8 protein-coding genes are annotated in these 12,316 nt (G+C 73.4%); 1 reads left to right on the forward strand and 7 read right to left on the reverse strand.

Annotation, left to right across the window (positions count from 1 at the left end):
• Window positions 1–24: 24 nt before the first annotated feature.
• Complete coding sequence (locus tag GA0074704_RS00510; protein ID WP_231926967.1) at window positions 25–1,284, reverse strand: FUSC family protein; 1,260 nt, start codon at window positions 1,282–1,284, stop codon at window positions 25–27.
• Between the two features lie 126 nt (window positions 1,285–1,410).
• On the opposite strand from GA0074704_RS00510, the gene GA0074704_RS00515 reads away from it, so the two are divergent.
• Window positions 1,411–2,811 carry an FAD-binding oxidoreductase gene (locus tag GA0074704_RS00515; RefSeq protein ID WP_088968665.1) on the forward strand — a complete coding sequence of 467 codons (1,401 nt, stop codon included), beginning with the start codon at window positions 1,411–1,413 and terminating at the stop codon, window positions 2,809–2,811.
• A 60-nt stretch (window positions 2,812–2,871) separates the two neighbouring features.
• On the opposite strand, the gene GA0074704_RS00520 is transcribed toward GA0074704_RS00515, so the two are convergent.
• The 6 genes from GA0074704_RS00520 to GA0074704_RS00545 all read right to left on the reverse strand — a co-directional run bounded on the left by GA0074704_RS00520 (window position 2,872) and on the right by GA0074704_RS00545 (window position 12,268).
• The gene (locus GA0074704_RS00520) at window positions 2,872–3,969 is read right to left on the reverse strand and encodes a glycoside hydrolase family 26 protein (protein WP_231926718.1); all 1,098 of its coding nucleotides are present in this window, start codon (window positions 3,967–3,969) and stop codon (window positions 2,872–2,874) included.
• The gene (locus GA0074704_RS00525) at window positions 3,966–6,218 is read right to left on the reverse strand and encodes a glycosyltransferase family 2 protein (protein ID WP_088968667.1); all 2,253 of its coding nucleotides are present in this window, start codon (window positions 6,216–6,218) and stop codon (window positions 3,966–3,968) included. Before GA0074704_RS00525 ends, GA0074704_RS00520 begins: the two co-directional genes overlap by 4 nt.
• Window positions 6,219–6,288: 70 nt before the next feature.
• A complete protein-coding gene (locus GA0074704_RS00530; protein ID WP_172880296.1) occupies window positions 6,289–7,761 on the reverse strand; it encodes a glycosyltransferase family 39 protein in 1,473 nt (490 codons plus the stop codon).
• Between the two features lie 203 nt (window positions 7,762–7,964).
• Complete coding sequence (locus GA0074704_RS00535) at window positions 7,965–8,477, reverse strand: hypothetical protein (protein WP_088968669.1); 513 nt, start codon at window positions 8,475–8,477, stop codon at window positions 7,965–7,967.
• Window positions 8,478–8,560: 83 nt separating this feature from the next.
• Window positions 8,561–10,393: a glycerol-3-phosphate dehydrogenase/oxidase gene (locus GA0074704_RS00540; RefSeq protein WP_088973354.1), complete on the reverse strand. Its 1,833-nt coding sequence runs from the start codon at window positions 10,391–10,393 to the stop codon at window positions 8,561–8,563.
• A gap of 54 nt (window positions 10,394–10,447) precedes the next feature.
• Entirely contained in the window at window positions 10,448–12,268 is a 1,821-nt protein-coding gene (locus GA0074704_RS00545; RefSeq protein ID WP_088968670.1) for a DUF5635 domain-containing protein, read from the reverse strand.
• Window positions 12,269–12,316 lie beyond the last annotated feature (48 nt).

Below are 12,316 nucleotides of genomic sequence, written 5' to 3' on the forward strand. Positions count from 1 at the left end.
CCGGCCGGGCCGGGGTACGCCGGCTCAGCCGACCGGGGGTGCGGTGGGCGGTTTCGGGGCGCTGCCCTGCTCGGTGGGGCCGGTGGCCTTCTCCGGCTCGCCGCCGAAGGACCGCCGGACCAGCCGGTTGGCCTCCTCCTGGTCGATGCCGGAGGCCACCATCAGGTCGCTGGCCGTGGTACGCACCTGGGCGATCACCACACTGCCGGAGAAGCCCACCCCCTCGGCGTACGCCCGGCCGGCCTCGCTGACCGCGCGCAGTGACCGTTCCCGCGCCTGTTCCGGCTCGGCGCCGACGGCGAACTCGTGCCGCAGCAGCCGGACCGCCTCCGCCAGGTGGGCGACCGCGTCCGGCATCGGCCCGGGGATGCTCTCCTCGTCCTCGATCATGGTGACCGAGCGGCGGATCAGGGTGCCGCTGTTGCGCATCGCCCGGTCGATCGGGTCGGCCGCCTCGGCGTAGTGGGTCAGCTCGCTGCGCCGGTGCCAGCGCGCCGGGGAGAGGGTGCTGGTCTCCTTGGCGCCCTCGATCGCCTCGGTGAAGGTGGCCAGTTCCTCCTTGTTCTCGCGGAGCCGTTCCAGGGCCCGCTGGGCGCTGGCCCGGTCCCGGTTGCGCAGCGCCTCGGCGGTGATGTCGAGCTGGCCGGCGAGCAAATCCAGGGCTGGGCGGGCGGCCCGGTTGATCACCCGCAGCGGGTTGAGCGGCAGCAGGATGGCGGTCACCAGCAGCGCGATGCCGCCGCCGACGAAGGCGTCCACGAAGCGGGGGAACTCCAGGTTCTGGGTGGACGGACTGAGGGTGACGATCAGGACGGCGGTGGCCGCCGCCTGGATGACGATGGCCACGCTGGCGCCGAAGAAGATGGTCAGCAGGATCGCGGCGGTCACCACCAGCCCGAGCTGCCAGCCGCCGGTGCCGAGGAAGTAGATCAGCACGTCGCCGAGGAACACGCCGACCGCCACCCCGACGATCAGCTCGACGGTGCGTCGCAGCCGCTGGCCGACCGAGGCGGCGAGCGTGCCGACCGCGGAGATCGGCGCGAAGACCGGCTGCGGGTTGCCGAGGAGCTGGTGCGACACCACCCAGGCGAGCGCGGCGGCGAGGCCGGCCTGGACGGCCAGGCCCAGCGTCATCCGTACCCGGTGCAGCCGGTCCTGGAGGGTGGCCCGGCTCCGGTTGCGCAGTTCGGCCACCGCGTCGGCGATCCGGGCGGAGTCCACGTCGGGCCGGCCGTCGCGCAGCCCGGCACGCCGCAACAGCGACGGTCGTCGGTCCCTTGCCACGGCCATGGCGGGGACTACCCGCCCCGGGCGGGGTCAATCCTCGCGCCGCTGCACCGGGCGGCGTCCGCCGGGACCCTCCCCCGCACCCGGTTGATGATCAGCGGGGGACGACCTAACGTTCCCCGCATGGCCGGATCCCCCCTCCTCGACGACCTGCGCGCCGCCCTGGGCGACGCCGCCGTGCTCACCGACCCGGACCTGCTGCGGATGCACAGCCGGGACGAGGCCGACCTCTGCGCGGCGGGTACGCCGCTGGTGGTGACCCGCCCCCGCAGCACCGAGGAGGTGGTGGCGGTGGTCCGCGCCGCCGCCCGGCACGGCGTACCGGTGGTGCCGCAGGGCGCCCGGACCGGACTGGCCGGCGCCGCCAACGCGGTCGACGGCGCGGTGGTGCTGAGCACCGTGGCGATGGACGCGATCCGGGAGATCGACCCGGTCGGCCGGATCGCGGTGGTCCAGCCGGGCGTGGTCAACGCCCAGCTGGCCGGGGCGGTGGCGAAGCAGGGTCTCTACTATCCGCCGGACCCGGGGTCCTGGGAGTCCTCGACCATCGGCGGCAACGTCTCCACCAACGCCGGCGGGATGTGCTGCGTCAAGTACGGCGTGACCACCGAGTACGTGCTCGGGCTGGAGGTGGTGCTCGCCTCCGGCGAGGTGCTGCGGACCGGCCGGCGGACCGCCAAGGGCGTCGCCGGGTACGACCTGACCCGGCTCTTCGTCGGCTCGGAGGGCACCCTCGGAGTGATCACCGAGATCACCGTCTCGCTGCGGCCGGCGCCCGAGGAGTCGCTGACCATGGTGGCGGTCTTCGACTCCACGGCGGCGGCCGGCGCGGCGGTGGCGGACATCGCGGCGAAGGGGTTGACGCCGAGCCTGCTGGAACTGCTGGACCGTACCCACCTGGTGGCGATCGAGGCGTACCGGCCGATGGGCCTGCGGACCGACGCGCAGGCCCTGCTGCTGGCCGCCGCGGACACCGGCGCCCGGGCCGGCGAGGACCTGGCCCGGCTGGCCGAGGTCTGCACCGCGGCCGGCGCCGGCGAGGTGTACGCGGCCACCGACGCGGTCGAGGCGGCGGCGTTGTTGCAGGCCCGCCGGCTCGCCCACCCGGCGATGGAGAAGTTCGCGGCGGACGCCTTCCCGGCCGGCAACGGCGGCCTGGTGATCGACGACGTGGCGGTGCCGAGGGGTTCGCTGGCCGCCCTGCTCGACGGGGTGGCCCGGATCGCGGCGGAGTGCGACGTGCCGATCGGCGTGGTGGGTCACGCCGGGGACGGCAACATGCACCCGAACATCGTGGTGGACCGGGCCGATCCGGCGAGCGTGGAACGCGGCCGGCGGGCCTTCGACGAGATCATGCGGCTCGGCCTGGAGCTGGGTGGCACCTGCACCGGCGAGCACGGGGTGGGGCTGCTGAAGCGGGACTGGCTGGCCCGGGAGATCGGTCCGGTCGGGGTGCGGGTGCACCAGGCGATCAAGGCGGCCCTGGACCCGACGGGCCTGTTCAACCCGGGCAAGGTGCTCTGACCGCAGCGCCGGGACACCACCGGCGCCCCGGCAGGCCCGGCCCGGCGCCCCGGTGGCCGGTCACCGTCGGGGCGCCGTCACCGTCCTGCGCGGCACGGTGTTCGTCGACCAGGTCACCCGGTAGCGGGCGGCGGCGGCCTTCTCGCCGTAGAGCCGCGCCGCGTCCGGGGTCACCGAGAGCCGCCAGTCGAGTTCCTTGTTGGTCTCGAACCAGATCACGCCGATCACGTCGGGATGCCGGGGAAGCTGGCTGAACATCTCCCGGATCCAGGCCGCTCGGCGGCCCTCGGCGTCACTGGCCCCGGTCTCGGTGATGACGATGGGCTTGCGGGTGAACCGGCGGACCTGGTCGAGGGTGTCGTCGAAGATCCGGTCGAAGGACCGGTACCGCTCCACCCCGGCGGTGCCGTAGTAGCCGGACAGGCCGACCCAGTCGACGTACCGGTCACCGGGGTAGAGGCCCGTCAGCGGTTCGGCGCCCGGGTAGGTGACGTTGGCGCTCCACACCCAGATCACGTTCGTCACCCCGACCTGGCGGAAGATGTCGTGCACGTGGCGGTAGGCCCGTACGTAGTCCCCCTCGCGGTTGCCGTTGGACTGCTCGCACCACGGGTACCAGAACCCGTTCATCTCGTGCGCGAAGCGCATCCCCACCGGGTAGCCGAGGCTCTTGAGCCCCTGCGCCCACGAGCGGATGTACTCGTCGAAGTCGCCGCCGGCGATCCGGGACAGCCGGTACGCGGGCTGCTCGCCGTGGCTGCGGGCCCGCCCGGTCGCGAGGTAGTCCCACGGCTCCCACGCCACGATCGGCAGCATGTTCCGTTCGGCGACCCGGTCGAACACCGCCCGGTCGAACGGGTTGTGCGCCCAGCCCTGGGCGAACTGGAACGCGGCCGGCCGGTGGCCCGTCGCCTCCGTGTACGCCGAGAGCGGCGTGAAGTCGTACGGGCCGTGCTCGGTCTGGATGCCGAGGAACACCTTGCCCTTCGGCGGGAAGGGCGTCGGCGGGTTCGGCGAGCGGGTCGCGTCGACCGAGGCGCCGGGCTCGACGCCTGCGTCGACGGCCCCGGACTGACCGGTCCGCCCGCGCAGCACCAGGAAGGCCGCGCCGGCCACGACGGCCAGCACCAGGACCAGGAGCGTGATCTGCCACGTCACCGGTCTCCGCACGTCTCCTCCGCCCTGTGCCTCGGCCCGCGGGACCGGAGCCGATCGATCGGGGTCAGGAACTCGGTCTCCGCGTCCGGGCCGGCGGACCGCCGCGCGGGTGGGAGGAACTCGGTCGGTCCGTCGACCGGGCGACGGACGGGCGGCTGGGCCTCGGTCGGTCCGTCGACCGGGCGACGGACGGGCGGCTGGGCCTCGGTCGGCCCGTCGACCGGGCCACGGACACGTGGCAGGACGTCGGTGGGCGCGTCCGGGTCGACCCGGCGCAGCACCTCGGTCCGTTGGTCGGCCCGGTTCACCTGCCGAGGCACCCGGTTGCGCGGATTGGCCGGCCAGCGCGGGCCGGCGACGGGCGCGGACCGTTCCGGCCGGCGCCGATGACCGTCCGCCGGCACCGTGTACCCGTCCTGCCACACCATCGACTCCCGGCCGTGCCACTCGTGGTGCCCGGCGTCGTCGTAGTAGACCTGCCAGTCCGCCGCGAGCGGTCCGGTCAGCGCGCGGGCCGTGCCGCGAACCGTGGCGGCGGCGGGCCGCGCCTCGGCCCGGGCCGTGAGCGCCGAGGTCAGCGCGATGATCGGCGGCGCGATCCCGGTGAACAGGGTGAGCACCGACCAGAACCGCAGGGCCGTGTAGTCGTGGTCGAAGACGAAGCTGACGGCGAGCAGGGCGGCGGCCAGAGCGGCCCAGACCAGGTGCAGCCGGAAGGTGCCCAGGGACTCCGCCGTACGCAGCTTGCCCTTGGCGGTCACCGCGTAGGTCAACGGCCGGCGGAGCAGGGCGGCGATGCCGGCGGCCACGTAGACCGGGCCGGCGAACAGGGCCAGCGCCATCCCCGGCATGCCCACCTCGACCCGCTCGTGCTCGGCCAGGTTGAACCGGCGCAGCCAGAACCACATGAGGAACCAGCTGCCCAGGCTCGCCCCCCACAGGGTCAGCCAGGTGCCGCCGTCGAGTTCGATCGAGGCGACCCCGAACAGCAGGTAGAACGCGGTGGCCAGGTTGCCCAGCAGCAGGCCGGTCGCCACGCTCGGGTAGTAGAACTGGACGCAGCCGTAGAGCAGCCGCTGCCGGAACGTGAGCCCGGCGCGGACCTGACGCTTGCCGGTCAGCAGGATCTCCCAGATCCCGTACGCCCACCGCTTCTGCTGGTTGAAGTAGTCGGCCCAGGACGTCGGCCCCTCGCCGACGGCCAGCACGTCCGGGGTGTAGACGCCCTTCCACCGGTTCCCGGTGGCCTCGTTGGTCGAGGACTGCACCACCATGCTGGTCAGGTGGTCCTCGATGATCGAGTCCTGGTAGCCGCCGATCTGCCGCCAGGCGGCCGGCCGGTAGAGGTGGTTCGTGCCGATCAGCAGCGGCGCGTCCAGCCCGTTGCCGCCGCGTTCGACGACCCCGCTGAACAGGTACTGCTGCACCGAGGCGCCGTGGGCCACCCAGTTCTCGTACATGTTGCCGTACACCTGCGGCGCGACCACGAACGCGACGTCGGGGTCGCGGAAGAAGCCGATGGTGCGTTCCAGGAAGCAGGGCAGCGGGACGTGGTCGGGGTCCATCTGGGCGACCACGTCGTACCTGTGCTCGTGCTCGGCCCGCCAGGAGTTGTGGTTGCCCGCCTTGGACCTGGCCCGGAACTCCCCCTCGGGCTGGTTGTACTCCGGGCGGCCCTTACGGCTGAAGTGGTGCACGCCCAGCCGGGCCGCCATCGCCTTGACGGCGGGGTCGTCCCCCTCGTCGAGGATCCACACGTCGACCGACCCGCAGTAGACGATCTGCTGCATCTTGCGCAGGGTCCGCTCGACGATCTCGATGGGTTCCTTGCTCGGCACGATCGTGGTCAACAACGCCACCCGCAGGCCGACCGGCGGATCCATCGGCACCGGGTCCTTGGCGTTCATGGCGAACACCCAGACGGCGACGTTCTGGCCGAGCCGGATCAGCTCGACCACGATCACCAGGCCGAAGCCGAACCGGGCGAGCCAGAGCGCCGGGCCGTCGAGCCCTCCGTTCCAACCCGGGATGTGCTCCGGGCGGAGCAGCCACAGGATGAAGACCGCGGCGGTGGCCGCGTTCAGCAGGATCAACAGGGTGAGCACCGCGTGCTCCCAGCGGGCCGCCACCCGGCGGAACCGCACCGGCTGGTCGGGCCGGTCGGGAGCGACCAGCGGGCCGGCGGTGGTGGCGCAGCCGACGTAGGCCCGCCGCGCGGTCAGGTTGGAACGTCCGACGTCGGACTTCATCGGTGGTCTCCTCGAATCGGCGTCGAACGGTCGGCCCGGGACGGGCCAGGAGTACGCAGGCGCACGCTGGTCACCGGTTCCGGACCATCAGCGCCAGGGTCAGTCCCGTCGGCCGCCACACCTGCTCGGTCCGGTAACCGGAGCGGAGCACCTTCTCCTTCTCCGCGCCGAGCCCCTGCACGGGGTCGTCCAGCTCCCGCAGCCGCACCACCCACACCCGGCCCGGCTTACCGAGGCAGCGGGACACCTCGGCACACTCCCCGGCGAGCAGCACGCCGTCGGTGCGGGGTGGCCGGGCGAGCAGCGGGTCGGTGGGGCGCCGGTCGGCCGGCACATAGTGCTCGACCAGGTCACGGGTGGTCCAGCCGCCGTCCGGTTCGGCGGCGGCGTAGACGGCGGCGTCGCCGGGCGTGACCCGCTCGGTCAGGATGTCCGCCACCACCCGGGTCGCCTCGTCATGTCCGTCGACCTGGCGGAGGCCGACGTGCGCGGTCGCGCCGAGCGCCAGCACGCCGGCGAGGGCCGTCACGGCCAGCGCCGGCCGTACCCGGGACAGGGCGACGCCGGCCAGCAGGGCCCAGGCGGGCAGGGTGAAGATCAGGTAGCGGGGCAGGAACAGTGGCAGCCAGATGGAGGCCGCCGCGAGGGCGAACGGCGGCAGCACGGCCCAGGCGGTGTAGACCGCCGCCGGGTGGCGTAGCGGCAGGCTGAACAGCGACAGCGCAATCACCAGCAGGCCGACGGCCAGCGTGCCGAAGAGCACCGTGCCGTACGACCCGAAGGTGGCGTCGCTCAGGCCGGGGATGTACGCGACCTGACTGCGCTGGGCCGAACCGAACCAGATCAGCGGGACTGCCGGCAGCGCGCCCAGCGCGGCGCCCAGGAGCCAGTGCCACAGCGCCTCCCGCCGCCAGGCGAGCACGCTCCAGCCGTGCGCCACCAGCAGCAGCAACCCGATCAGGTGCAGCATGCCGAGCAGGGCCAGCGCGAGGGCGTACGCCAGCGTCCGGGGCAGGGTCGGCCGGTCCACGAGCCGTACCAGCAGCAGGGTCGCCAGCACGGCGGCGAAGACGGTCAGCGCGTACGGCCGGGCCTCCTGGGCGAACCGGGTGGCGGACGGGAACGCGACCAGCAGCAGGCCGGCGAGCAGGCCGGTGCGGGGCCCGACCAGGCGGGAGCCGAGCCGGCCGGTGAGGGCGGCGGCCCCGACCATCGCGGCCAGGGACGGCAGCCGCAGCGCCAGGTCCGACGTTCCGGCCACTTCCGCCCAGGCGCGCATGAGGACGTAGTAGGGGGCGAGGACCGCGTCGACGTACCGCAGCACCGGCCACATGTCGGCCCACGACGTCGTGGTCATGCCCCAGGTGGCGAGCTCGTCGGTCCAGAGCGCCGGGCGGGTCAGGAAGACCCCGCCGACCAGCGCCATGGCCAGCGCCGGGACCAGCCAGGCCACGGTCCGGGCGGCGCGCGGCTCCTCGCGGGCGGCGAGTGCGGATCGGGAGAGCCGTTCGCCCCACGGGTCGGTGAGATCCATCCGGCTCACCGCCCGGATCATCATCGTCGTCGACTCGAGGCGGCCAGGCCCGGTCCGTTGTCCCGGGATGGTCGGTTGGTCCTTGTCCGGCTCCCCGGATCTACGCCTCGGCGCCGATGTATACCCCACGCGTCACAAGCGTGCCTGATCAACTTGCCCGCACCATGGTTCGGGCGAGTGACCTTCGCCTCCCCTTTCCGCAGGTCAGGGGGCTAGGCGGTGGGTTCGGCGGGGGTGGCCTGGGTGAGCAGCAGCAGGATCTCGTTGGCGACCGGCGGCCGTTCCTCCCCCGGGCAGTCCTGCGAGGTGATCAACCCGGCGGCGGTGACCAGGCTGGAGGTCAGGGCGTCGATGCAACTGGCCCGGTACTGCCGCGACTGGTCGGTCTCCCCGGCCAGCCGCGGGTCGGCGAGCAGCCGGTGCAGCCGCTGCACCTGGTCCGGGTCGAGGGCGCCGGTCGAGGACACCCCGTCGCCGGCGCAGTCGTCGCACTCCCAGCGGCCGTCGGCGGCGACGTTGAGGGTGCGCAGCGGGCCGTCGGAGCCCAGCTTTTGCACCAGGCTGACCCGGTCGGTCGCGGAACCCGCTCCGGTGCCGCTCACCGCGGGCGCGGCGACCGCCCCGCCCCGTCGGGCGGGGCCGAGCGAGCAGGCGGTGAGTGTCGTGGCGGCCAGCAGGACGGCGGCGGAGAGCGGGACGACGCGCGACCGGAAGGGGTGAGCCACTCGCCGGAAATTACCGTACGACGGGAATTGCGCATAGCGGCCGACCGGTTCGGACCCTCCGTCGGCCAGTCGGGTGGGATCGGTCAGCGGGACGAGGACGGCAGTTCGACGCTGTCGCCGTCGCCACCCCGGTCGGCGGCGAAACCCCGGACGTCCGGAGCGCCGAGCCGCGCCGCGTCCGCCGCGGCGTCGTCCACCATGGACTGCGACTGCCGCTCCGCGGCCACCCGCGCCCGGTAGTGGGACACCTCACGCTCCCGGGTGGACTCGTCCCAGCCCAGCACGGCGCCCATCAGCTCCGCGGTGTGCCCCGCCGACTCCAGGCCGCGGTGGCTGGTCTCGAAGGAGATCCGGGTACGCCGGGTGAGCACGTCCTCCAGGTGCAGCGCCCCCTCCGCGCGGGTCGCGTACGTCACCTCGGCCGCCAGGTATTCCGGCGCCCCGGCCAGCGGCGCGGCGAGCAGCGGCTCGGCGTCGATCAGGGCCAGCAGCTCCAGGGTGAGCGTGCCGTACCGCTCCAGCAGGTGCTCCACCACGCCGACCGGCACCCCGTGCCGGCGGGCCAGGTCGGCCCGGTCCCGCCACATCGCCGCGTACCCGTCGGCGCCCAGCAGCGGCAGGTCCGCGGTCCGCGACGGGCGGGCGCCGCCCAGCCGGCGGACCGCCCGGTCCACCACGTCGGAGGCCATCACCCGGTACGTCGTGTACTTGCCGCCAGCCACCAGCAGCAGCCCGAGCATCGGCTCGAAGACGGCGTGCTCCCGGGACAGCTTGGAGGTGGAGTCCGCCTCGCCGGCCAGCAGCGGACGCAGCCCGGCGTAGACGCCCTCGATGTCGTCGGTGGTGAGCGGCTTGTCCAGCACCGTGTTGACCTGGTCGAGCAGATACTGGATGTCGCGGGCGGTGGCCGACGGATGGGACCGGTCCAGCTGCCAGTCGGTGTCCGTGGTGCCGATGATCCAGTGCCCGCCCCAGGGGATCACGAAGAGCACGCTGGTGGCGGTCCGCAGGATCAGCCCGGTCTCGCCGGTGATCGCCGAGCGGGGCACCACCAGGTGCACCCCCTTGGAGGCCCGGACCCGGATGCCGGGGCGCAGCCCGACGTCGTTGAGCATCCGCGACATGTCGTCGCTCCACACGCCGGTGGCGCCGATGACCGTGCGGGCGCGTACCTCGAACTCGGCGTCCGGGGAGCCGGCGGGCGCCTCCAGGTCGCGGACCCGGACCCCGGTCACCTCGCGGGCCTGGCGGACCAGGCCGACCGCCCGGGCGCTGGTCACCACGGTGGCGCCCAGGCTGGCCGCGGTGCGGGCCAGGGTGACCACCAGCCGGGCGTCGTCGACCTGGCCGTCGTAGTAGCGGATCGCCCCGGCCAGGGTGTCCCCGCGCAGGCTGGGGAAGGCCCGGCGGGCCCCCTCCCGGGTCAGGTGCCGGTGCAGCGGCATGCCCCGCCCGCCGCCGAAGATCCCGGCGAAGGCGTCGTAGACGGCGACCCCGGCGCCGTAGTAGGAGCGGCGGAACAGCCGGGCCGGCAGGTCGCGCAGCCGCTCCCCGGCGGGGAGCGGGACCAGGAACGGGATCGGCCGGACCAGGTGCGGGGCGAGCCGGGTGGCCAGCAGCCCCCGCTCGGTCAACGCCTCGTGGACCAGGTGGAACTCCAACTGCTCCAGGTAGCGCAGGCCGCCGTGGATCAGCTTGCTGGACCGGCTGGAGGTGCCGGCGGCGAAGTCGCGGGCCTCGACCAGGGCCACCTTGAGCCCTCGGGAGGCGGCGTCCAGGGCGGCCCCCGCCCCGGTCACCCCACCCCCGATGACCAGCACGTCGAACTGCTCGGTGCGGAGTCTGCGCAGGTCAGCCTCGCGGCGCTGCGGCGAGAGCTGGCCGGCGGCGGATCGGGTCACGTTGGGGTCGCGCACCCGTCCACGGTAACCGTCCGGGCCCGACGGCGACACGCCCCGCCAGCCAACCGATCACCCGTCGCCGTCGCGTGGGCTCCGGCCGGTCGGCTGGAGGGCCGGTCCGGCGATGAAGTGCGCGCTTCGCCCGCTACCCTCGCCTCGGAGTAGCAGGCCAGCTCGTTCGAGCCGCTCCAGTTGGCCGCGCGCTCCGGTGTAGGTCAGCCCCGTGAGGGCTGAGTGGTCTCCTGACGAGTACCGGTCGTGGCTGGCCAACCACCGCCGTGCCACGTCCTCGGCACCGGCCAGGTCCGGCCGGACGTAGGACAGCACGCCACGACGCCGCAGGACCTCGTTCCCCGCACTCTCGTCGACCACCGACACCGCTTCGTCGGTCAGCACCCACACGTCCTTGTACCGCTTGATCAGCGAGGCCTCGCCCACCACGCAGTCCGCCGCGACCTCCAGCGCCTCGGCCGCCTCGGCCTCGCCGCGTTGCAGGATCCGGGTGAGATGCAGCGCCGTGGTGAAGGGTTCGTGCAGGAGGGTGTGAACGATCAGGGCCACCTTCACGTCCCGCTGGCGGACCTCGGGCCGGATGCCGGCCATCAGGTTCATCACCGGAACCACGGGCGAGCCACCGACCAGCCGCACCCGCACCCGTGGGCCCGCCTCCTCCCGCAGCAGGGGCGGTCGGTGGCCGAGCACGACCATGTCGCGGTACATCCGATCGACGCCCAACCCCTGCTTCTCCACCAGCCGCAGCGCGCGGAAGAGGTCGGCGAGCGCCGGATACCGCGCATAGCGCTGGGTCAGGGCGGTGTCGGAGGTGATCCCGCCGGCGAATCCCCCGGGGCTGACCACCTCGATGGCGGAATCCTCCTCGATCCAGGTGACGGCCACCGGGTCGGACTGCATCCAGTCCCGGTGGACCACCCCGTTCAGCACCGCCTCACGAACCGCCCCTGGCGGCAGCTGACGGACGTAGTTCTGGGCGAAGCCCGGACCGGCGGTGAGCCGCACCGCCTTGTTCAGGGTGTCCAGCCGCTCGTCCACCAGGGCGATCTGTTCCAGCAGGCTGAGGCCGACCATCTGCCGGGGAGCACTCAACAGTTCACCGCCTTCGACGTCCCAGACGGACAGGCTGATGTGGGTCCGATCGGCCGGGCAGAAGGTCAGGGCCCCGGCGGCGGTGAGCCGACCGTCCGGCCGAAGGACGCCGAGGGACCGCAGGAGGTCGCCCGTGGTGCCACCGATCTCCGCGGCGGCATCCGCGTCACCCGCGGCGAGGTAGCGGCGGGCGACGGCGACCGCCCCGGGGGAGACGTCGGCCTCCGTCCGCTGGGTCACCTGAGCCATCGGATCGTGCCCGGCGCTCAGCTGTCGGTGCAGCCACCACTCGGCACGGTCCACCCCGACGCAGTGTCCCCCTGTCCGCCACCGGATGCGTCCGTTGAGGTCCTCCACCGGCTCGCGCGCCTCGGCCACGTAGAGCACGAGCAGTCGTACGCCCTCGACGCGCCGTTCCTCGACGGCGGAAGCGACGCCGACGTGTTCGTAGACGCGGTGCCGCAACCATTCAGCGTCCAGCCCTGCGCCGAGCAGCTGGCCGGTGCGATCCTCGACGCCGACCAGCAGGGCGCCCCCGCCGGGGGTGTTCGCCATGCAGGTCACCTCGTTGGCCAGCTGGCGGGCCGCCTCCTGATTGTGCGGCTCGCCGACCAGGAGGCTGCCGCCGCGACCCCGCCGGCCGGCCTCTTCCTTGCAGTCGACCTTCTCCCGCTCGGCGAGGGTCGGCAGCACACCGGCGCGCAACTTGGCGAGCACCCCGTCGACCAGCACGCGCAGGTGCTCGCGGGCTTCCACCAGGTCCGAACCGGGACTGAATGACGACATGTCCCCACGGTACACGTCCTACTTACAATTTGGCGGCACCCTAAATTG

Source organism: Micromonospora siamensis (assembly GCF_900090305.1).
Classification (GTDB): Bacteria; Actinomycetota; Actinomycetes; order Mycobacteriales; family Micromonosporaceae; genus Micromonospora; species Micromonospora siamensis.

What these genes read in the sequence shown, in the direction of transcription:
- GA0074704_RS00515 (WP_088968665.1), top strand. Translation starts at nt 1,411, where the DNA reads ATGGCCGGATCCCCCCTCCTCGACGACCTGCGCGCCGCCCTGGGCGAC.
- GA0074704_RS00525 (WP_088968667.1), bottom strand. Translation starts at nt 6,218, where the DNA reads ATGAAGTCCGACGTCGGACGTTCCAACCTGACCGCGCGGCGGGCCTAC.
- GA0074704_RS00545 (WP_088968670.1), bottom strand. Translation starts at nt 12,268, where the DNA reads ATGTCGTCATTCAGTCCCGGTTCGGACCTGGTGGAAGCCCGCGAGCAC.